Here is a 19,523-nt window from a genome sequence, read left to right as displayed (position 1 = left end):
GGTCGAGGTTACTTCCTGACCTCTTCCCTCCCTTTAGCCCCAAGGTTCTCACTTCCCGAGGCTGTCCTGTTCTTCTTTGCCTGCAGGCATCAGGGGCTGGGGCCACTTGATGGGGGCTTCAAGAGCGTCCCTCATTTCCGCATACTTCTCTGGATACAAGAAAGCCCGGGTGGCAAGGAAGGTGCGCTTGGCCTCACCTCCCGTTCCGTCGGTGCGGATGAAGTGCTTGCGGAAGGCCCGAACGCTGCGGTCCCACTCGTTCAGCACGGAGAGGATCACAATCGAGTCGGTGTCAGCTCCTATCTCCTCGGTGGCAAGTTGAGCTAAGATGGGGTCGAGAACTTTCTCCCGGCCCTCAAGGTTGTAGCGGTAGGCGGCCAAGGCGAGTCGCAGGTTTTGCGTTTTTCTGAGCTTTTTCACCTCCAGGAGAGGGCGGTAATCTTGCCTTTTCTCGATGGCCGCACGAAGGATCAGCCACATGAGATGGTCGTTGTTCTGGTCGTTGGATTCGTGTTCTGCGACTGCTTGGAGGAGTTTTTCCGGGTCGAGGGGCGCGACAAGTAAAGGATGGATTAAACGTCTTTCGGTCTGGGAGACTTCGGCCCTTTCTGCCTCTTGCCCAACGGCTGATGGGGAGGCAAAAAGAAGGGCGAACGCAAAGGCTGGGAGGAAGATGGGTTTCATGGCAGGGAAGGGGAAAGAGAAGGTGAATAAACGATCCTACCTTATAGGATAAAATAGGGGAACCGCAGAAGAGCTGTCAATGAGAAAGGAGCTCGTCGCTTGCTGGGGATCGGTCTTGCATGGGGGAGACATCTCTGGCATGGCGCGGGCTCCGGATGGTCCGGGTGATGCGTTGTGACTAAAAGTTCGATTCAAGAAGAGTGGTTTTCCAATGTGCGGGCCGATGTGCTCGCGGGGCTCGTGGTGGCACTCGCTCTGATTCCGGAGGCCATCGCTTTTTCCATCTTGGCCGGAGTGGATCCCAAGGTGGGCCTTTATGCCTCCTTCATCATCGCGGTCATTGTCGCTTTCGTGGGAGGACGGCCAGCCATGATTTCCGCTGCCACCGGGGCGATGGCCCTGCTCATGAAACACCTCGTGCAAGAGCATGGGGTGGAGTATCTTTTTGCGGCCACCATTCTGACCGGGGTGCTGCAGTTTATCCTCGGTTATCTCAAGGTGGGTGGGTTGATGCGCTTCGTTTCGAAATCGGTGATGACGGGTTTCGTCAATGCCTTGGCCATTGTCATCTTTTTGGCCCAAATGCCGGAGCTGGACCTCTCGGTGGATAAGGTGACCTGGGTCAGCTACCTGCTCGTAGGGGCGGGATTGGCCATCATCTATTTGCTTCCGTTGGTGACCAAAGCCGTGCCCTCGCCGCTCATCGCCATCATCATTTTGACTCTGGTGAGTCACTTCATGGGCTTGCAGGTGCGCACGGTGGGTGATTTGGGGGAATTGCCCAAAGCACTTCCTTCCTTTGGCTTGCCGGAGGTGGCCTGGAATCTGGACCTGATGAAAATCATTCTGCCGGTTTCCCTGAGTCTGGTGGCGGTGGGGCTGCTGGAGTCCTTCATGACCGCGCAAATTGTGGATGAATTGACCGATACTGCTTCGGATAAGAATCGGGAAGCCCGAGGGCAGGGGATTGCCAACTTCGTGACCGGTTTCTTCGGCGGCATGGCTGGCTGCGCGATGATTGGGCAGTCCGTGATCAACGTCAAATCGGGTGGCCGCACCCGGCTCTCTACTTTCATTGCGGGATTCGTGCTCATTATTCTCTGCATCGCGCTCAATGATTTGGTGGCCAAGATTCCCATGCCGGCCCTCGTCGCGGTCATGATCATGGTCTCCATCGGCACCTTCAACTGGGCGTCCTTCAAGAACCTCTTCGTGCATCCGCCCACCACCAGTATCGTGATGCTGTCCACCGTGGTGGTGGTCATTGCCACCCACAACCTCGCCATCGGGGTGGGCGTGGGCGTGCTGCTCAGTGCGGTTTTCTTTGCCCGCAAGGTGGCCCAGCTCATTGCGGTGGCAAGCGAGCTGGACGAAGCGAAGGAGTGCCGCACCTACCGCGTCTCGGGGCAGCTCTTCTTTGCCTCTTCGGACAAGTTCTATGAATTTTTCGATTTCAAGGAAGTGGTCTCCAAAGTCGTCATCGACGTTTCCGAGGCCCACTTCTGGGACCTCACCTCGGTGGGTGTGCTCGATAAAGTGGTCTTCAAGTTCCGCCGCGAAGGCACTGAGGTGGAGGTCCTGGGGATGAACGAAGCCAGTGCCACCATCGTGGGCAAACTGGGCACGCACGATAAAGAGGGAGCGACCGGTGAGCCGGGTGCGCATTGACTTTTTTTCTCCCGAAAATCCGCTATCTTTTTTGTTATGAAACCCATTCTCGCCTGCACTGACGGTTCTCTCTACGCGCCCAGCATCTACGAACACGCGGCCTGGGCGGCCCGGCGTGACGAGTCCTTGGTCCGTGTGCTGCACGTCCTCGAACGGGAGGAGACCTTGCCCACGGATTTGACCGGGAGCCTGGGCTTTGATGCCGGGGCGGAGCTGATGGAGGAATTGGTGCGCCATGAGGAATCCCATGCCCGGGTGGCCCGTCTGCGTGGAAAGGCCATTTTGGAAGATGCGGCCAAACAATTGCGCGAACTGGGGGTGAGCCAGGTGGAAACCCTGCAACGCCATGGAGCGCTCGTTGATACCGTGGACGAGTTCGAGGGCGACGCGGAAGTGGTCGTGATCGGCAAACGCGGGGAACACGCGAATTTTTCCAAGGGTCATCTCGGTAGCAACCTTGAGCGCGTGGTGCGGGCGACCGAGATTCCGGTGCTGGTGGCCGCGCGTGCTTTCAATCCCATCACTTCCTTTTTGCTGGCCTTTGATGGCGGCGATAGCGCGCTGAAGGCGGTCCATTATGCGGCCTCCAATCCCTTGCTCAAGGGGCTGCAGGCTCATTTGGTGGCGGTCGGCAAGCCCGGCGGTGAGCTGGAGCGGGAGCTGGAAAAGGCCGCCACCGCGCTGCGGGGAGCGGGCTTCGAGGTGCAGGCGGATTTACTGGAAGGGGATCCCGACAAAATGATCATTCGCGAGGCCGAGGATCGCCAGGCCGACCTGCTGGTGATGGGGGCCTACGGGCATTCCCGCATCCGGCGTTTCGTCATCGGGAGCACGACCACGGCCCTGGTGCGCGAGTGCCACATTCCCGTGCTTCTCTTCCGCTAAAAAGTGAGGTCACTCCACGGGGAGGGCGCGGAGGGGCTGTTGCTGCTGCCGACGGGGCGGGGCCGATTGCGAGGGCACGGGCAGGGCTCGAAGAGGATGCACGGTGCAGAAGTCATTGTGGGCAGGCACGAGAGCGCGGGGCACGAGGTCCTGGTAGGCGGTGCCCGCAGCTTCGCAACCCGGGGTCACGCGTTTGCCGGAGTGGCGGCAGAGGCGCACGCGCTCGTATTCCAGCTCCGGATCGAGACTGTTCGCGGGGTAGCGGGAGCTGCCATCGATCTCGCGTAGGGAGGCTGCCTTGCGAAAGATATCAGCCCAGATGGGCAGGGCTAGGGAGCCTCCGTAGCCGCTGTCGACAATGGTCTTGGGGGAATCCAGGCCGACCCAGACGCAGGCGGTCAAGGAGCTGGTGTAGCCGGCATACCAGGCATCGTGATAGTCATTGGTGGTGCCGGTTTTTCCCGCCGCCGGAGCGGAGAAGCCGTAGACACTGCGCAGAGAGCGGGCCGTGCCGGAGGCGGTCACTTCGCGGAGAAGATTGTTGACCAGTCCGGCGGTCTCGGGGCGGGCCACGGGGGCTTTCAGGCTGCTGGATTGGTAGAGAACCTTGCCTTCGTCGTCCTGGATGCGGTCAATGAGGTAGGGGACCACCCGCGAGCCACCATTGGGAAAGGTGGTGTAGGCGGTGGCCAGTTCCCAGGGCGAAGCGGGAAAATTGCCCAAGTAGAGGGAAGGATCCTCGTCGGCTTTTCGCAGCAGGCCCGCAGCCCGGGCGGTGTCGACCACTTCCTCCATGCCCGCGAAATCGCCCACCCGGATGGTGGAGGCATTGCGGGAGAGGATGAGCCCGTCGCCACTGCGGATGCGCTCGTAGTATTTGCCATCGGCATTGGCCGGCCATCCGGCGGCGGCATTTTTTACTTCTCCCGCCCGCAGGGGGGTATCGGCCACCCAGGTTTCGGGAAGCATTCCTTTCTCGTAGGCTGCGAGGTAGACGAAGGGCTTGAAGAGTGAGCCCGCCGAGCGCTGCGACCATTGGGCGCGATCGTAGGCGGACTCTGAAACGTCGCGACCACCCACCACCGTCCGCACCGCGCCGGTTTTGGTGTCGAGAATGACTACGGCGGCTTGCAGGTAGTCCGGGGTGGTGCCGGGGTTGCGCTGCCAGCTGGCCCGCGAGCGGTGGGGGTAGCCAGCCCGGCTCTCAATGGTGCGCAGTTGTTCTTCCACCGCATCTTCGGCGATGCTTTGCAACGAGGCATCCAAGGTAGTGGTGATGGTGAGCCCGCCTTGCTTGATGTTCTTGCGGGCGAGGATTTCATTCAACTCCCGTTGGATGATGTTGAGTGACCAGCCGGTCTTGACTTGTGGGGTTTCCTTGATGCGCAGCGGTTCCTGTTTGGCTTTTTCAGCCTCCTGGGGAGAGAGGAAGTTCTCCCGCACCATGGAATCCAGGGTGGTGTCGCGCTCGCGCTTGGCCCGCTCGGGATAGCGGTGGGGAGTGAAGGAATTCGGACCGCGAATGATGCCGGCCAAGAGCGCACACTCCGAGAGGGTGAGGTCGGCGGCGGGTTTGCCGAAGTAATTTTGGGCGGCGGCCTCGATGCCACGGTAGGAGTGGCCCCAGAAGATGCGGTTGACGTAGGCTTCCAGAATTTCGTCTTTGCTGTAGCGAGCTTCGATGCGGAAGGAGACTGCGATTTCGAGGAATTTTCGGTCCAACTCGACGAGGGCCCCGGGGGTCTTCAGGCGCAGCAGGGTGCCGTTTTGCAGGTTGAAGGTGTTGCGCGCCAATTGCATGGTCAAGGTCGAGCTGCCTTGGGCAAAGCGTCGGCGTTTGATGTTCTCTAGAATGGAGCGGGCGATGCCGAAGGGGTCGACCCCGGGGTGGCGGCGGAAGCGGCTGTCCTCGCGGGCGAGGAGGGCGTTTTCAAAGTGCGGGGAAATCTCGCTCAGGGGCACGATGGTGCGGTTTTCGCCGTGAAGGCGGGCGATTTCGCGGCCATTGCGGTCCAGCACGGTGGTGCGTTCGGGCATCTCCCGCACCTCGGCGAGGTCGTAGGGGAGGGCGCGCACGGCGTAGAAAAGCGCCATCACGAGGGCGCAAACAAAGCCCATGGCGGCTCCGAAGGCCCCCAGCTTGACTGGCCAACGAATGGCGGCTGGCCAGCTGGCGACCAGGCGGGCGAGCAGATGGTAGGGCCAGAAAAAGAGCCAGCCGAAGAATCCCGGACTGGCGGGCTGGCGGGTGGCCTTCTTTTTGGCCGGGCGGCGGCGGTTTGCTTTCTTTTTTGCCATGGGCTGGGAGGGAACGTTGCGGGGCAGGCCGTTTCGTCTGCGAAATCTCGGCCTCACCCCGGGTGAGGTCAGGAGGCCGCCGTTTCTTGTTGGCTTTGGGCATCCTCCTCAATGGCGGCCACCAAACCGGGAATGTCGTGGCTTTTCGCTTCCAAGTGAGGGGGATGGCCGAGGGAGGTGAGGACTTGGGTGGTGATGGGGCCGATGGATGCGAGCCGGCAATGGGGAGGTAGATCGATGCCCAAGGCGAAGAAGTGCTGGGCCGTGCTTCCGCTGGTGAAGGTAATGTAGTCCGCGCCTTCATCCGCGAGGAGGGCGCGGGCCCCGGTGGGGTCGTCGCTTTCGGGCACGGTCTTGTAGGCCACGCAAATGTCCACAATGGCGTTGAGGGCATTGAGCCCGTCGGCGATGACCATGCGGGTCTCGTCGGCTTTCACCCAAAGGACAGTGAGGCTGTCGACAAACTCGTTTTTGAAGGCTTCCAGGAGGCCCTCCGCGACGTGCTTCTCGGGCACCAGGTCCACGGTGAAGCGGTACTCTTTGACCTTGGCCACGGTGGCCGGGCCAATGGCCGCGATCTTTGGCCCTCCCAGGCTGCGGGCGTCTTGATAGATGGCGTAGAATCCTTCGAAAAAGCGCTCCACTCCATTGGGGCTGGTGAAGACGAGCCAATCGTAAGTGTGGGCATCGCGCACTGCTTCGGCAAAGCCCCGGGTGTCATCGGGATCCTCGATGCGGATGGTGGGGAGCTCAAGGACCTCGGCCCCGCGTTGGTGCAATTCCTTGGAAAGCTTGCCCGCTTGCTCGCGGGTGCGGGTGACTACGACTTTTTTGCCAAAGAGGGGCTTGCTTTCGAACCAGTTGATGCGCTCGCGCTCTTTGACCACGTCACCGATGACGGCCACTGCTGGGGACTGGAAGTTCACGCGCTCAGCGGTGTCGGCGATGTCGACCAGGGTGCCGGTGATGGTGCGGTGTTTGCCCGTGGTGGCCCAGCGGGTCAAGGCGATGGGGGTATCGGGAGCGGCTCCGTGGGCCACGAATTGGGCGGTGATTTCGCGCAAGCGGGAGATGCCCATGACAAAGACCTTGGTGCCGGGGGTCTTGGCGAGGTGGGCGTAGTCCAGCGAGGTCTCCTCCTTGGTGGGGTCCTCGTGGCCGGTAAACAGAGTGAGCTGGGAGCAGTGATCGCGGTGGGTCACCGGGATGCCAGCGTAGGCGGGTCCGCCGATGGTGGAGGAAATCCCGGGAACGATCTCGAAGGGCACGCCAGCGGCGGCGAGTTCGGCTGCTTCTTCGCCTCCCCGCCCGAAAATCATGGGATCGCCGCCTTTGAGCCGGCAGACGGTTTTGCCCGCCAAGGTCTTCTCGACGATGAGGGCGTTGATGCCCTCCTGGGGAATGGCGTGATTTTTGGCTCGCTTGCCGGCGTAGATTTTTTCGCAGCCGGGCTTGGTCCAGGTCAGTAGCTCCGGGCTGCTGAGCGCGTCGTAGACGAGCACGTCGCAGGATTCCACGCATTCGCGGCCCTTGACGGTGATGAGGCCGATGTCACCGGGGCCGGCGCCGACGAGATAGCAAATTCCTTGGGATTTCATGAAAGGGAGTGGGTTCTAGGCCAGAGTGTCGAAGAGGGATTGCGCGGTGGCAAGGGCGTCGCGGCCCTTGGCCCGGGCGGAGCGGTGGCTGCCATCGTCCTCAAAGACGCGGGCAAAAAGGTGGAGTTCGCCCTCCACTAGGCGGGAGTCGATGCCGACGGGGGTGTCGCAGCCCGCCTGCAGGAGAGCGAGAAAGTGGCGTTCGGCGGTGATGCGGACCATGGTCTCCTCATCATTGAGGTGGGCCAGCACCTCCCGGGCCCGGTTGTTGTTTTTGAGGATTTCCATCGCGACCGCTCCTTGTCCGGCGGCGGGCAGGAATTCCTCGCGATCGAGAAGGTGGGCCGTGAGGGAATCTCCTTGCTCGGTAGTCAGGGTTCCGCTGGTGGGGTAGCCGAGGCGGAGGAGGCCGGCTTCGGCCAAGATCGTGCCGTCGAGGCCTTCTTCAGAAATGACTTTTTGCAAACGGGTGGGGACATTGCCGCGGATGTCGACCACTTGCAAATCGGGGCGCAGTCGCAGCAGCTGCAGCCTCCGGCGCACCGAGGAAGTGGCAATGGTCGCGCCGGCGGGGAGTTCCTCCAAGGTGGGACCCCGGGTGATGAGGACGTCCCCGGTGCGGGCGCGGGGGAGGACGGCACAGATTTCGAAGTCCGGTTCCAGAATGGTGGGCACGTCCTTGAGGGAATGGACCGCAAAGTCGATCTCGCCGTCGAGGAGCGCCACCTCCAACTCTTTGATGAAAACCCCTTTGTCAACCACTCCGGAGGCGGCAGCCACCGCTGCGAGGGGAATGTCGGTGCGACGATCTCCCGTCGTGACGATGACTTCGCGAGTGAGTTTGCAGTGACCGGCGAGAGCGGCCTCGGTCATCTCGGCTTGTCGAAGGGCAAGGGCACTGCCGCGGGTGCCAAGGGTGAGAGAGGTGGACATGACTGACGGAGGGACAGAGTGGGGCTTGCACGCGAATCGTCAAGCGGCGAGAAAGCCACCCCGGGAATCAACCGGCCACTTGCTCGCGATCGACGTGGAATTGCTCGGCGGCGGCTTTCCCCAAGCTGACGGATTCACATCGGGGACCGAAATAGGCCACGACCTCGAAGTCGTTGTGGGCGAGCGATTGGGTGATGAGATCTTCCGCTGAGAGGCAAAGTCGCCCGGCCTTGGCTCCGAGTTCGAAGCGGATGCCGCCCAAGCCGTGCCAGCTGCGGTAGACGAGGGCGGTGCAGGCCAGCCGGGTGGCCTGGCGGAAGTCGAAGGCGAAATCGTAGAGCTTACCGACGTGGGTCAGGGCCCGGCGGGCCGCTTCTTCACGGATTTCGCGTGGCAGGCGAGCGCGCAGAACAAGGGCCGAGTCGACGGCGAGAGTGTCCTCCATAGGGCGGAGGCGGACGCCATCCTTGCGGGCTTCCACAAACTGGCCCTCACAATCGCCAAGGGCGCCGACGTGGAGGGCGGCATGAGGCCAGAAGCCGGGCAAAAAGCGGTTGCTGAGAGCATCGCGATGCCGGGTGATCAGGATGTCCCCCGGCTCGAGGTATTGATGACCGAGTTCGCAATGGCGCAGAGCCCGCTTGGGTTGCGGGAAAAGTCCGGCGAAAGGATCGCGGAGTTCTGCCACCGTGCGTCCCCCCAGCTCGAAGATGTGAAACATGGTTTGCTCGAAGCCCTGGCGATGGCGACGGCGGAAGGAGTGAAGCCGGTAGTGGATGCGGTGGTGCCAGTAGGCCCGGCGGCGGGTTTCCATGAAGGGTTCTTCCTCTTCCAGCAGCACCGCTACCGGACCAAGGGCGGAATCGCTCCGGAGGGCGAGCACTTCGGTGCGGTGCTTTTGATAAAATTGCCACGCTTCATGGAATTTCCACATTCTGCGCACGGAGCTTTGCAGGCGGTAGACCTCGGTAAAGGTTTTGCGGGGAATCCCATAGCGGGGTTCCGCTTCATCCAGCTTCCGGCGCACCACCCGGTGCTCGGAAGCCATATTGATGATGAAGATTCCGCTACGGACAAGAAAGCAAGCGGCGGTGAAGCCGACCAGGAAGACGCTGAGCCGGAGGTTTTTGTCCAGCTCCTCCCCTCGATCGACCCAGGGCTCCATGCGGGCCACGACGGTGCGGAGGGCGGTGCGCAGTTCCAGATAGCGGGCGAAGACCTCGCGCAGGCGTTCATCTTCGTCAGGCAGATAGTATCCTCGCGCTTGTGCGGCCTCGGCATCGGCGATTTCGCGGGTCAATTGGTCCCGGCGGGGGAGGGCGGAGGCCGCTGCCAGTAGGGTGTCTCGACTGGTGGCAAGGTCGCTGGCCAGCCTTCTGGTCATTCCTGTTCGCCGGAATTGTTCAGGTGGGTGGGGATTTCGAGGGAGACTCGCGTGCCGCGCTCCAGCTGATGGATAGTGAGGGTGATGCCTAGCTTGACGGACAGAATGCCCGCGCGGGTGAGGCCAATGCCGAGGTGTTCCCGCTCTTTCTTGGAGAAAAACGGATCGAAGACCCGCGGCAGGACGTCAGAAGAGATTCCTTCCCCATTGTCGCGAATCTCCAGCTGCACGGTGGTTTCCGCGATTAAGCGGGCCGCGTAGATCACCTCGGTGGTCTCCCGGGCCTCGCAGGCATTGTGAAAAATTTCCTCCAAAATCACTTCCAACCAATAGGGATCGGTAGCGATGAGCTGGGTGTCCTGCAGTTCATTCTGGCATTCGATGGTAAGGTCATGTCGCCGGGCAATTCCTTGGTAGAGGGGCTTTCTCGGGTCGAGAAAGTCCTTGATGCTAATTAATTTGATATGGGGTTCGTCGTCGCTGGCACAAGCAATGACGCGGTGATTGAGTTCGACAGCCCGCCGGGTGCACTTCGAGATGGCTTCCAAGCTGCTCTGTCGATCGGCCGGATTGCCAGGGCTGTTCAAGAGAAGGTCGGAGTAGCCTTGGGCAATGGTGAGGAAATTATTGTGCTTGTGGACCAGCCCCCGCACCAGCTTGCAAAAGTAGTCGTTGGCAGGTCCCATGGGGAAATGCTCGGTATTGGCAGTAAGGGACTGCAATTGTTGGGAATCACTTTTGGTGGAAAAGGCATCAACGAGGGACATGGGAAGGCGGCGGTTCGGGCGTTATTCGGGGTCGGACTGGAGGAAAGTGTGGACGGTATCAATAAGAGTCTCAAAGTTGAAGGGCTTCCCGATAACTAAATCAAATAATTCGTGTTTCATGGGAGTTCCCTGCACATCTAGCAAATCACCAGTGAAGCCGACTATGGGAGGACATTCTGCAGCTAACTTGTTTTTTAACAAGGAAGAAGCCTCCAAGCCTGACATTTTTGGCATGCGCACATCCATGAGAACGAGGTCAGGGCGTTGCGAGAGACACAGGTCAATTCCCTCCTGACCATCAGCAGCTTCTAGCACGATTAATCCCTTCGAGGTGAGAAGTTGCCGCACGATGTCGCGGCTTGCTTCATTGTCATCCACTACGAGAACCACTCCCGAAAGCTCATGATTGGGAGGAATGGAAGAAGGCGCGGTTTCTTCCAGTTGCTGCTCGGTGGGCAGAATGAGGGGAATTTTTAGCGTGAAGAGATTTCCTCTGAATTCTCCGGTGCTGAGTGGTTTATGAAAAAGATCGCCTCCCATGCGGCGGGCAAAGCTGCGGGCGATGGAGAGACCGAGGCCGGTGCCGTCCACCGGAGTCTCCCCTTGATTGACATCGTCTCCACGCTCGAAGGGTAGAAAGACGCGTTCCCTCGATTCTTTGGTCAAAGGTTCCCCCGAATTGGCGACGTGAAAAAGCAAATGAGGCTCATGTCCTTCCCCTGCGGTTTCCCGTGCGACTTCATAGGTGATGAGTCTCTTGTCTCCATATTTGAGCGCGTTGGAGATCAGGTTGGTCAAGATCTGCCGGAGTTTGACCCGGTCGGAAAGAATGTGTTTGGGGAGGTCGGAGGGGATTCGCAGGACGAACTCGCATTCCTGCCGGACAGTCTCGGGACGGAACATGGTTTCCAAATCCTTGTGAATCTCAGCCAATTCAAAAGTGGTGAGGTTCACTTCGATGTGGCTGAGCTCAATGCGCGACATGTCGAGAATGTCGTTGATGAGGAAGAGGAGATGCCGACCGTTGCGATTGATGTCGGCCACTCGCTGCCGATCCTCTTCCTCCAGGCTTTTACTGTTAGCCAGCAACTGGGAGTAGCCGAGAACCGCATTGAGGGGACTCCGCAGTTCGTGGCTCATGTTTGCCAGAAAGCGCGTTTTAGCCTGATTGGCTTCCTCGGCTTTGCGGCGGGAGAGGCGCAGTTTCTTTTCGGTGCTTTCGCGTAGAAATTCCGCTCCCGAACGCGAGGCAAAGATACGCAGAAAAAGCCTTTCCGTGTGCGAGGGGGGGGTGATGGGGCTGCGGCTGAGCAGGGCAAGATGGCCGAGAGCTTCCTTTTTCTCGCCTAGAATGGAGATACCGAGATAGGACTGCGCTCCCAATTCAACCAGATCGGGGTCGTCGGGAAAGGTTTGTTGCAGGTTGGCGGGGACAAAGGATGGCTCCAAGGATTGGTAGGCCAAGAGGCAGGGCGTGCCCGCCAGGTTATAGCACAAATTGGGAAGAAATCCTTCGTGAACACTATAAAAGGTGATGGAACGGGCGATGCGCTGATCGCCGTGTCTTTCCAGTTTGGCCACCAGCGCGTAGTCCATTTCCATGGCCTCACAGAAGGTTTTGGCCCAGAAGCGGAAGTAATCGTCGCCCCGGCGAAATTCTCCCGATTGAAAGGCTTTCTCCAGCATCTGGATGTTTTTGTTTCGTTGGTCGACGGGGGTCAGGGTGAGGAGTTGGCAATCGCCGAAGACAGTGCTCACCAGCTTGAAGGCCTTTTCAGTCCCCGTTCGGGTGGGAATCACCAGCGGGGTCTGGGACTGGAAGTAGTTTTCGCCACGGGTGGCACGGATATTTTGGGTGATTGCCGGAGTCTGGCAATTCAATAGCTCCCACCAGGGAAGCTGGAAATTGTCGGAGTGGAGCAACTCCCGACTGCTTGGGCTGGCTTCCAATATTTGGCCGCTTTCTCGCTCGACATAAAGTTGGGGGAGCGGGGAGTGGCGGAGGGAGGGGGATGTGGGGGGATACAGAGTAGCGGGGGTAGGATCCATCAGGTCCTACTAAATACGCCCTCTAGTGGATGTTGACAATGTAAATCGTCTAGCGAACGGGGAAGAAATACGGTCTTGCTCAGTCACTTGAGGGGGAGAGGTAGGGCTTGGCGAGCGCGTCACGGAGGGTGCCATTGTCACCAAACGCTTCTCCGGGGAAATGCCAGCCCACCGACCAGTAGTGGCGATTGACTTCGGTGCGGGGCTCAAAGTCGGTCCAGACGAGTTGCAGGCGTCGACCATCCTCGGAGCGTTGCCATCCGTTCGCTGGTTCTAGCTCCAGCCGCGCGGCCTGCATTCCTTCCGCCAGATGAACGGTGAAGGTGCCCTTGGCGATACGTCCATGCCAATTTCCGCCCGTCTGGGTGGTGTAGCCAAAGAAGTGCGGCCCGCCGGCAGTCGCGCCATTGGCCGTGCGGAAGCGGCGCTCCACGATGACTTCCTCTCCTGGAGGGAATTGCGCGGTGATGACGTGCCAGGTCTGCTTTCCGAAATCGGCCAATTCTTTGCTCACCAAGCTGGTTTCCACTTCCTGGCCGTTGACGAAGCTGCGCATCTCGCTGATCGCTCCCATAATATCGCCGTCTTGCTGGCTGCGCGTGATGTCGGGGAAGCCCAACTGCTGGGTTGCGACCCCGTTTTTCTTTTCGTTCACGAAGACAAAGCGGCAATGCACGGCCGAGTCAATGGGGTTCATTTCCACCGTGATTTCTTCCCGCACCATGCGCACCACGCTTTCCTCTCCACTGGTCCAGCCCACCGGCTCGGGACCGGCCCCGCCATCGTGCATCGCGGTGTCGTTGGCCAAGAGGGAGAGGGGAAGAAGGAAAAGGAGCGCAAGGAGTTTCATGGCGACGTTCTCGCAGAATCCGCTCCTGAAAAGAAGGCGGAAAAAGCAAGTCAATCGAAGAAATAGCGTCCCTCCAAGCTGTCGCCACCTTGGTCCACCTCCCAATAGACCTGCTTTTGCAAATCATCCCGAGTGGGGGGAGGACTCATTTCGGCAAATTCTGTTGCGGCGTCCATGTCCTGTCGGCGATAAGTCTTCCGGATTTTGTTGGCGTCCTCGGGGGGGGAGGAGATCCTCTTCGAGCAGTTTCTTTTCCCATCGAAAGACCGGGTCACGATGATCGCGGTGCCACTGAATCTCTTCTGGCGTGCGGTATTTTTTGCTGTTGGCGTCTCCCAAGGTGAAACCATAGAAGCGATAGGTCGCAATCTCTACCAAGGTGGGGCCCTGTCGCAGCCGGGCTCGCTGCAAGACCGGGGCCAGCTGTTCGCGCAAAAGCAGAAGGTCGCTGCCATCCTCGATGACGTTCCAAGCCATGTCGTAGGCCTCGGCCCGGGGGGCAAGGCATTGCCGGTAGCGGGAGTGGCTGTCGACTGCAGTGCAAAAGCTGAATTGATTATTCTCGATGATGGAGACGATCGGCAGGCGGAAGAGAGCGGCCAAATTGAGCGCCTCGTGAAAAGCGCCTTGATTGGTCGCACCATCCCCAAGCACGCAGATGGCAACGCCGGGGACCTTCTGCTGGGGCGGTGGCCCATTTCGCGCTGGCTCTCGACAATGACACGCCCTTTTTCAAGCGTATGGAGGGCAATCTGGTTGATTTCCTCCCCGGGTTCACGGTGCGGCCCTTCTCCTGGTTGGGGGAAGGTTTGTCGCTGACCGCTTAAGAAGGGATGGTCTGGCAGATGGTGACCCGCGATTAGATCGAATTGTCTTCTGCCCAGCATTTGAGTTTGTCCAAGACTCCGAGGGCTGACCTCCCGAAATTCGTGATTTCATATTGAACCGCAATCGGGCGGTCGCTGATAACGGTGCGGGTGATCATCCCCATGGCTTCCATCTCTTTCAGACGGCTGTTCACCATCTTGCGACTGGCCCCCCCGAGCAAGCGAGCGAGTTCGTTAAAGCGCAAGGGGCGGTCTTGCAAATACCAGAGAATGGAGCCTTTCCACTTGCCACCGATGATTCGCATTCCCCGCTCAATGGGGCACGGTTCATCACAAGGGGGGAGGCAAATGGGAGGCTCGTTCTTATCACTACTCGGATTCATGTTTACAGGTTACAAAAAGTCCACTGGTTGACAAGAGAAACTAGATTGGGCATTCTAGTCATCATGACAGTTCAATCCTACGCTGCCTCGTCCGCCGGTTCACAACTGGAGCCTTTTGAGTTTGAGCTTCCGGCTATCAGGGCCCACGAAGTCGATATCGCCGTCGAGCATTGCGGAATTTGCCACAGCGATCTCAGCATGCTCAACAACGAATGGGGGATGACCGAATATCCTTTTGTTCCGGGCCATGAAGTTATCGGGACGATATCAGCGGTAGGGGCAGAGGTGACTCATCTCAAGGTGGGGCAAAAGGTCGGACTCGGATGGCATGCCGGTTATTGCCAAACCTGCGATGAATGTCTCGATGGCCACCACAACCTGTGTCCCACCGCCGAGCCGACCATCGTTCATCGTCATGGAGGATTTGCGGAGACGGTCCGGGCCCAAGCCATCAGCGTGACCCGCTTGCCCGACGAATTGGATCCGCGCGATGCCGGTCCTCTCTTGTGCGGTGGGATGGCGGTCTACAATCCTCTCGTTCAGCTCGCTATTTCTCCCAACTCCCGTGTCGGAGTCATTGGCATCGGCGGTCTCGGCCATCTCGCACTGAAATTCGCCAATGCCTGGGGTTGTGAAGTCACAGCCTTCACTTCGAGTGATTCGAAAGCGGATGAGGCGCGTCGTCTCGGAGCCCATCACACCATCAATTCCCGTGATGGGGAAGCAATTGGGAATGCGGCGGGCACCTTTGATCTCATTCTTTCCACCGTGAACGTTCCGCTGGACTGGAACAGCTACCTCGCTGCTCTCAAGCCACGGGGTCGCATGCACATGCTTGGCGCCGTGACCGAACCACTCGACCTCAACCTCATCCCCATGATGTTCAATCAACTCTCTCTCAGTTCGTCTCCGGTCGGGAGTCCCGCAACGATCCGGAAGATGCTCACCTTTGCGGCCCGGCACCAGATTGCACCCGTTGCTGAACATTTCCCCATGAGCCAAGCCAATGAGGCTATCGCCCACCTCGAATCAGGAAAGGCTCGCTACCGCATCATTTTGGACCGTGACTGATTCTCATCAACTAGCCAATTCCAGCCCATTCGACCATGAGTAAAAAATTGACTTCAGGCGGCACCTTGCCCGCTATCACGCTCCCCTTGGCGGGGGGTGGCGAGGCCACCCTCGGCCAGACGAGATCCGAGGATGTGTGGCAAATCGTGATCATCTACCGTGGGTTGCATTGCCCCATCTGTCACAAGTATCTCGCACGTCTCGAGGAGCTTCGCGAAGACTTTGCCAAGGCCTCGGCGGAGATCCTCGCCGTCTCGGGCGATCCCTGGGAAAAAGCCCGCACAATGGTGGAAGAGCACGACCTCAAGTTTCCGGTGGCCTATGACTTGAGCATTGCCCAGATGCAGCAATTGGGTCTCTACATCTCCGAGCCTCGTGGCCCGCAAGAAACCGATCGACCTTTCGCCGAACCCGCCACCTTCGCCTTGAATCGGGAAGGCAAGATTCAATTGATTGAGCTTTCCAACACCCCTTTCAACCGCGCTGACTTGTCAGAGCTGCTGGAGAGCGTGGAATGGATCGACGAGAACGACTATCCCATCCGCGGCACCCATCCTTGAGCAGTTGTCGCAAGCGGGCCCTTGGGGGGGCAGCGTTTCGCTCTCGAACTCATCGTCGTCCACCCTCCGGCTCTGCTTGCGGGAAGGGCGGGTAGACCCCAGCGGCGAAGTCTGGCGTGCGGTCACTGGGGTCGCTGGGGCGACGGTGCTTCTCCTACTTCGCAATGAGGTCGTAGCCGCGCTGGTCGGTGACGGTGACGTCGGCGAATTCTCCCACCGGTAGTTCGAGAGGCACGAAAACACGGCCGTCGATGTCGGGGGCGTCCCACATGCTGCGGGCGATGCCTTCTTCCTCCACCAGGACGCGAATCTTTTTCCCAATGGCCTTGTCGTTCACCTTTTGCGCAATGTGGTCGATGGCGCTGGTGAGCTCGCGGTGGCGCTTTTTGATGGTCATGTGGTGGAGATGGCCGTCGTGCTTGTAGGCCCGGGTGCCTTCTTCCTTAGAATACTGGAAAATCCCGCAGCGCTCGAATTGGAAGCTTTCGATGAACTCCAGCAATTCGTCGTGATCGGCCTGGGTCTCGTTGGGGAAGCCGGTGATGAAGGTGGTGCGGATGGCGAGGTCGGGGATGCCGTCGCGCATGCGCTCGAGGAGGTCGCGGATGTATTGCCCGTCGGTCTTGCGGTTCATCAGCTTGAGCATGTGGTCACTGATGTGTTGCAGGGGGATGTCGACGTAGCGGCAGACTTTTTCGCACTCCGCGATGGTTTGGATGAGCTCGTCGGACCAGTGGGCGGGGTGGGTGTAGAGGATGCGGATCCAGAAGTCGCCCTCAATGGCATTGAGCTCGCGGAGGAGGGAGGAGAGGGCTTCGCCCCGGGTGGAGTCCACTCCGGAGGTGGGGTTGGGGCGATTGCCTTTGCCCGTCCAGCGGTCCATGCCGAAGTAGGTGGTGTCCTGCGAGATGAGGTTGATTTCTTTCACCCCTGATTCGATGAGGCCGCGGGCTTCGCGCACGATGGATTCCTGGGTGCGCGAACGGTGTTGGCCCCGAATCTTGGGGATGATGCAGAAGGAGCAGGTGTGGTTGCAGCCTTCCGCAATCTTGAGGTAGGCCATGTGGTTGGGGGTCAGCCGAAAGCGGGGCGTTTTGTAATCGGGGATGTAACGCGACTTGGGGGTGACGGTATCAATGGAGGCGGAGCCGGCGTCTTTTTCGAGTGCCTCGCGCACGATGGAGGTCACGTTTTCGATCTGATCCAGCCCGATGAAGGCATCCACCTCGGGCATGAGGCCGGGCAACTCCTTTTGGAAACGTTGGGACAGGCAACCGGCGACGAGAATCTTCTGTTTGGTGCGGGCGGGGTCCTGCGAGCGGGCGTTGACGGCCTCGATGATGGTGCCCACGGATTCGTCCTTGGCGACGTCGATGAAGGAGCAAGTATTGATGATGAGGGCGTCGGCCAGCTCGGGGTCAGGGATGAGGGTCATGCCGTCATTCTGGAGATGACCGAGCATGATTTCCGAGTCGATGAGGTTCTTGGCACAGCCAAGGGAGATGAGTCCGATTTGCGTGGGCATAGGGTTGGAGAGTTACGGCAAAGGAAGCTAGACAACGGGGATCAGTTCGGCGGTTTGGGGCCAGAGGGCTGCCAGTCCGTGGTCGAGGGTGGCGAGTTTTGCTCCTTTGAGTCGAGCCAATTCTGCGAGCCAAGAGTCGGTGATTTGCCGGTGTCCCGTCAAGCGCAGGGGAGATATTCTTTGATAGGAAAAGGAATCGTCCCAGAATTGGTGGAGGGGATGTTCTTGGAGAGTCGCCAGGGCCTGCCAAGCGGCCTCGGAGCTGGTATCGGCGGCAAATTGCATGTGGAGGCGCAGCAGGGTGCCCTCCGTTATGGCGCAAGTGGCGAAGGGGCAATTTTTTTGAGATAGTCTCCATCGTCGGACCCGCTGGTGCTGGGGGTGGTCGGCGAGGATGAGGGCGACCAAGACAGAGCCATCAAGAAGCCAGGTCATGTTGTGGGAAGGGTGGCAGGGGCATCTTCTTCGGCCAAAGCTCGTTCGATTTCTTCGCCTTTGAGGGGCTGGGGGGAACGGCTGACGGCAAAGCCCAGGTCCGGGTCGAAGTATGTCAGGTTTTCTTCCAAGTTATTATTTTTCAATTGGCTGTCTCCGGAAATGGCGGCGCGTAAAAGCTCGTTGATGGCTTTGCTCAAAGAGAGATGGCGCGAGTAGGCATGGCTCCGCGCTGCGGCATAGAGTTCGTCATCCAGTGAGATGGTCAGTCGATTCATTACTGAACCATGGTGCGGTGGTGAAGTTCTGTCAAGCGGCTCTTTCTTAGAGAGAGTAAGGGAGGTTTTTATCCGGAAAGATTGAAGGTAGGGAGGGCTGCTTCGTCTAAGATCGGTCATGAGTATGATTCGAGGTTGTGTGTTGGGCGTTTGCTTGCTGGGCAACGCGGTTTGGGGGCAAGATGGGGAGCCGTCTCAGACGGACGCCGATCCTTTTGCGGATCATTCTCTCTTGGGTGGTCCCAAGGCCTTGGCAATTGCCGAGGAGCAGAAAGGGAGGGCCACGACCACGGTGATGGCGCGGATGGAGGTCTATGAAATAGGGAGTCTGTTGGCGGTGAGACTGCTGGATGATTTCGAACTCAAACCTGACCAGTTTCGTCAGCATCTCCTCAAATTGGCGGATCAAGAGGAGATCGTCTTGGTCGACTCTTCTGCCATTCGCTTCAATCCCGGCTTGTCCGTGACTGTGGAAGCGGTCACGGAGACCATTTATCCTACGGAATACGAACCACCGGAATTTCCCGGTATCCAGCCCCTTGGAACTGACGGGCCGGAGAAGAAAGAGACACAGCCGACAAAAGGGGAAGGGGAGAATGCCCGGTGGAGTTTTCTTCAGTTTATTGTGAATAATGCGACTCCCACCGCATTCGAGACGCGTAATACGGGATCGACTTTCGGAATAGAGGTTCAAACGGTGGAGGCCGAAGAGGCCACCTGGGATGTGGTTTGGAGCCCTGAAAATGTTGAACTGGTCGGAGAAAGGACCTGGCTTAATGAAGGAATAAGCATGCCTACATTTACAAGTTCTCGCATGACCACCTCTTTCCGCATCGCAGACGGGCAGTGGAGTTTCGGTGGTATGATTCCCAAGATCAGCGAGGAGGGACAGGTTGATAGCGAGTGGAAGCGTCTCTACTTCCTAAAAGTGACCGAAGTGAAGTAGAGGCTTGGCCGCCATCCTTCGGACAAGAAAAAACCCGACTGGACATGCCTGTCAGGTTCTTTGTTTTGGCGATAGAAAGGCTTAGAAGCTCTGGAGAATGCCTTTCAGCATGCGCACGTTGCCTGCGGTCTCGGTCACGTCGCCCACGGTGTTGACCGCGTTGCGGCGCTTGACGGACTCGGTGTAAACATTGCGTTCCTGGATGCCGGCTTGCTTGTGGTATTGCTTGGCTTCTGCGTCAGAGATGACGCCGTCGCCGTTGTAGTCGGCTACGGAGGAGTTCTGCACCGAGGCACAGCTGGCGAAGGCAAGAACAGGCACGAGGAGAATCAGTTTCTTCATGTGGAGTAGTTGGTGTTCGGTTGTCTTTCTCAGGATGAGA

20 protein-coding genes are annotated in these 19,523 nt (G+C 59.1%); 6 read left to right on the top strand and 14 right to left on the bottom strand.

What is annotated here, in order from left to right; translation table 11 throughout:
• Window positions 1-48 precede the first annotated feature (48 nt).
• On the bottom strand, window positions 49-684 hold the full coding sequence (locus JIN78_RS11180) for a hypothetical protein (protein ID WP_200392056.1): 636 nt from the start codon (window positions 682-684) through the stop codon (window positions 49-51).
• 174 nt (window positions 685-858) lie between these two features.
• On the opposite strand from JIN78_RS11180, the gene JIN78_RS17750 reads away from it, so the two are divergent.
• Window positions 859-2,352, top strand: coding sequence for a SulP family inorganic anion transporter (locus JIN78_RS17750; protein WP_200392055.1), 1,494 nt, complete (start codon window positions 859-861; stop codon window positions 2,350-2,352).
• A gap of 36 nt (window positions 2,353-2,388) precedes the next feature.
• Window positions 2,389-3,237, top strand: a complete 849-nt coding sequence (locus tag JIN78_RS11170; protein WP_200392054.1) for a universal stress protein — start codon at window positions 2,389-2,391, stop codon at window positions 3,235-3,237.
• 9 nt (window positions 3,238-3,246) lie between these two features.
• On the opposite strand, the gene JIN78_RS11165 is transcribed toward JIN78_RS11170, so the two are convergent.
• The 8 genes from JIN78_RS11165 to JIN78_RS11130 all read right to left on the bottom strand — a co-directional run bounded on the left by JIN78_RS11165 (window position 3,247) and on the right by JIN78_RS11130 (window position 13,776).
• Entirely contained in the window at window positions 3,247-5,535 is a 2,289-nt protein-coding gene (locus JIN78_RS11165) for a transglycosylase domain-containing protein (protein WP_200392053.1), read from the bottom strand.
• A gap of 68 nt (window positions 5,536-5,603) precedes the next feature.
• The gene (cobA, locus tag JIN78_RS11160; RefSeq protein ID WP_200392052.1) at window positions 5,604-7,133 is read right to left on the bottom strand and encodes a uroporphyrinogen-III C-methyltransferase; all 1,530 of its coding nucleotides are present in this window, start codon (window positions 7,131-7,133) and stop codon (window positions 5,604-5,606) included.
• Window positions 7,134-7,148: 15 nt separating this feature from the next.
• A complete protein-coding gene (hemC, locus tag JIN78_RS11155) occupies window positions 7,149-8,066 on the bottom strand; it encodes a hydroxymethylbilane synthase (RefSeq protein WP_200392051.1) in 918 nt (305 codons plus the stop codon).
• A gap of 67 nt (window positions 8,067-8,133) precedes the next feature.
• Window positions 8,134-9,450: a YiiX/YebB-like N1pC/P60 family cysteine hydrolase gene (locus JIN78_RS11150; RefSeq protein ID WP_200392050.1), complete on the bottom strand. Its 1,317-nt coding sequence runs from the start codon at window positions 9,448-9,450 to the stop codon at window positions 8,134-8,136.
• Window positions 9,447-10,217: a sensor histidine kinase gene (locus JIN78_RS11145; RefSeq protein WP_200392049.1), complete on the bottom strand. Its 771-nt coding sequence runs from the start codon at window positions 10,215-10,217 to the stop codon at window positions 9,447-9,449. The genes JIN78_RS11150 and JIN78_RS11145 overlap by 4 nt, the downstream gene beginning before the upstream one ends.
• A gap of 21 nt (window positions 10,218-10,238) precedes the next feature.
• On the bottom strand, window positions 10,239-12,266 hold the full coding sequence (locus JIN78_RS11140; RefSeq protein WP_200392048.1) for an ATP-binding response regulator: 2,028 nt from the start codon (window positions 12,264-12,266) through the stop codon (window positions 10,239-10,241).
• A 79-nt stretch (window positions 12,267-12,345) separates the two neighbouring features.
• On the bottom strand, window positions 12,346-13,116 hold the full coding sequence (locus JIN78_RS11135) for a hypothetical protein (RefSeq protein WP_200392047.1): 771 nt from the start codon (window positions 13,114-13,116) through the stop codon (window positions 12,346-12,348).
• A 123-nt stretch (window positions 13,117-13,239) separates the two neighbouring features.
• Window positions 13,240-13,776, bottom strand: a complete 537-nt coding sequence (locus JIN78_RS11130; RefSeq protein ID WP_307832997.1) for a thiamine pyrophosphate-dependent enzyme — start codon at window positions 13,774-13,776, stop codon at window positions 13,240-13,242.
• A 29-nt stretch (window positions 13,777-13,805) separates the two neighbouring features.
• Here JIN78_RS11130 and JIN78_RS11125 point away from each other — a divergent pair, with 29 nt between their 5' ends.
• Window positions 13,806-13,943 (top strand): hypothetical protein, encoded by a 138-nt coding sequence (locus JIN78_RS11125; RefSeq protein WP_200392045.1) that lies wholly within the window; start codon window positions 13,806-13,808, stop codon window positions 13,941-13,943.
• 32 nt (window positions 13,944-13,975) lie between these two features.
• On the opposite strand, the gene JIN78_RS11120 is transcribed toward JIN78_RS11125, so the two are convergent.
• Window positions 13,976-14,326 (bottom strand): winged helix-turn-helix transcriptional regulator, encoded by a 351-nt coding sequence (locus JIN78_RS11120; protein WP_345778148.1) that lies wholly within the window; start codon window positions 14,324-14,326, stop codon window positions 13,976-13,978.
• Window positions 14,327-14,386: 60 nt separating this feature from the next.
• Between JIN78_RS11120 and ahr the strand changes: the two genes are divergently transcribed.
• Together ahr and JIN78_RS11110 are read left to right on the top strand one after the other, a co-directional pair.
• A complete protein-coding gene (ahr, locus tag JIN78_RS11115; protein WP_200392058.1) occupies window positions 14,387-15,397 on the top strand; it encodes an NADPH-dependent aldehyde reductase Ahr in 1,011 nt (336 codons plus the stop codon).
• 35 nt (window positions 15,398-15,432) lie between these two features.
• Window positions 15,433-15,957: a peroxiredoxin-like family protein gene (locus JIN78_RS11110; protein WP_200392043.1), complete on the top strand. Its 525-nt coding sequence runs from the start codon at window positions 15,433-15,435 to the stop codon at window positions 15,955-15,957.
• A gap of 154 nt (window positions 15,958-16,111) precedes the next feature.
• Here the strand turns inward: JIN78_RS11110 and rimO are convergent, their stop codons facing one another.
• Genes rimO through JIN78_RS11095 form a run of 3 tightly spaced genes read right to left on the bottom strand, consistent with a single transcriptional unit; the run spans window position 16,112 to window position 18,195 of the window.
• Window positions 16,112-17,482: a 30S ribosomal protein S12 methylthiotransferase RimO gene (rimO, locus tag JIN78_RS11105; protein WP_200392042.1), complete on the bottom strand. Its 1,371-nt coding sequence runs from the start codon at window positions 17,480-17,482 to the stop codon at window positions 16,112-16,114.
• 27 nt (window positions 17,483-17,509) lie between these two features.
• Window positions 17,510-17,917 (bottom strand): TA system VapC family ribonuclease toxin, encoded by a 408-nt coding sequence (locus JIN78_RS11100; RefSeq protein WP_200392041.1) that lies wholly within the window; start codon window positions 17,915-17,917, stop codon window positions 17,510-17,512.
• Window positions 17,914-18,195 (bottom strand): DUF6364 family protein, encoded by a 282-nt coding sequence (locus tag JIN78_RS11095; RefSeq protein WP_200392040.1) that lies wholly within the window; start codon window positions 18,193-18,195, stop codon window positions 17,914-17,916. The genes JIN78_RS11100 and JIN78_RS11095 overlap by 4 nt, the downstream gene beginning before the upstream one ends.
• A gap of 250 nt (window positions 18,196-18,445) precedes the next feature.
• On the opposite strand from JIN78_RS11095, the gene JIN78_RS11090 reads away from it, so the two are divergent.
• On the top strand, window positions 18,446-19,141 hold the full coding sequence (locus JIN78_RS11090; RefSeq protein WP_200392039.1) for a hypothetical protein: 696 nt from the start codon (window positions 18,446-18,448) through the stop codon (window positions 19,139-19,141).
• Window positions 19,142-19,222: 81 nt separating this feature from the next.
• On the opposite strand, the gene JIN78_RS11085 is transcribed toward JIN78_RS11090, so the two are convergent.
• On the bottom strand, window positions 19,223-19,483 hold the full coding sequence (locus tag JIN78_RS11085; RefSeq protein WP_200392038.1) for a hypothetical protein: 261 nt from the start codon (window positions 19,481-19,483) through the stop codon (window positions 19,223-19,225).
• Window positions 19,484-19,523: the final 40 nt, after the last annotated feature.

Source organism: Roseibacillus ishigakijimensis, assembly GCF_016595415.1.
GTDB lineage: Bacteria > Verrucomicrobiota > Verrucomicrobiia > Verrucomicrobiales > Akkermansiaceae > Roseibacillus > Roseibacillus ishigakijimensis.
The sequence above is the reverse complement of the archived record's forward strand: the minus strand, read 5'-3'. Positions and strand labels throughout refer to the sequence as shown.

Coding starts and splice junctions, on each gene's coding strand:
- JIN78_RS11180 (WP_200392056.1), bottom strand. CDS start 684: ATGAAACCCATCTTCCTCCCAGCCTTTGCGTTCGCCCTTCTTTTTGCC.
- JIN78_RS11170 (WP_200392054.1), top strand. CDS start 2,389: ATGAAACCCATTCTCGCCTGCACTGACGGTTCTCTCTACGCGCCCAGC.
- JIN78_RS11165 (WP_200392053.1), bottom strand. CDS start 5,535: ATGGCAAAAAAGAAAGCAAACCGCCGCCGCCCGGCCAAAAAGAAGGCC.
- cobA (WP_200392052.1), bottom strand. CDS start 7,133: ATGAAATCCCAAGGAATTTGCTATCTCGTCGGCGCCGGCCCCGGTGAC.
- hemC (WP_200392051.1), bottom strand. CDS start 8,066: ATGTCCACCTCTCTCACCCTTGGCACCCGCGGCAGTGCCCTTGCCCTT.
- JIN78_RS11150 (WP_200392050.1), bottom strand. CDS start 9,450: ATGACCAGAAGGCTGGCCAGCGACCTTGCCACCAGTCGAGACACCCTA.
- JIN78_RS11145 (WP_200392049.1), bottom strand. CDS start 10,217: ATGTCCCTCGTTGATGCCTTTTCCACCAAAAGTGATTCCCAACAATTG.
- JIN78_RS11140 (WP_200392048.1), bottom strand. CDS start 12,266: ATGGATCCTACCCCCGCTACTCTGTATCCCCCCACATCCCCCTCCCTC.
- JIN78_RS11135 (WP_200392047.1), bottom strand. CDS start 13,116: ATGAAACTCCTTGCGCTCCTTTTCCTTCTTCCCCTCTCCCTCTTGGCC.
- JIN78_RS11120 (WP_345778148.1), bottom strand. CDS start 14,326: ATGAATCCGAGTAGTGATAAGAACGAGCCTCCCATTTGCCTCCCCCCT.
- JIN78_RS11110 (WP_200392043.1), top strand. CDS start 15,433: ATGAGTAAAAAATTGACTTCAGGCGGCACCTTGCCCGCTATCACGCTC.
- rimO (WP_200392042.1), bottom strand. CDS start 17,482: ATGCCCACGCAAATCGGACTCATCTCCCTTGGCTGTGCCAAGAACCTC.
- JIN78_RS11100 (WP_200392041.1), bottom strand. CDS start 17,917: ATGACCTGGCTTCTTGATGGCTCTGTCTTGGTCGCCCTCATCCTCGCC.
- JIN78_RS11095 (WP_200392040.1), bottom strand. CDS start 18,195: ATGAATCGACTGACCATCTCACTGGATGACGAACTCTATGCCGCAGCG.
- JIN78_RS11085 (WP_200392038.1), bottom strand. CDS start 19,483: ATGAAGAAACTGATTCTCCTCGTGCCTGTTCTTGCCTTCGCCAGCTGT.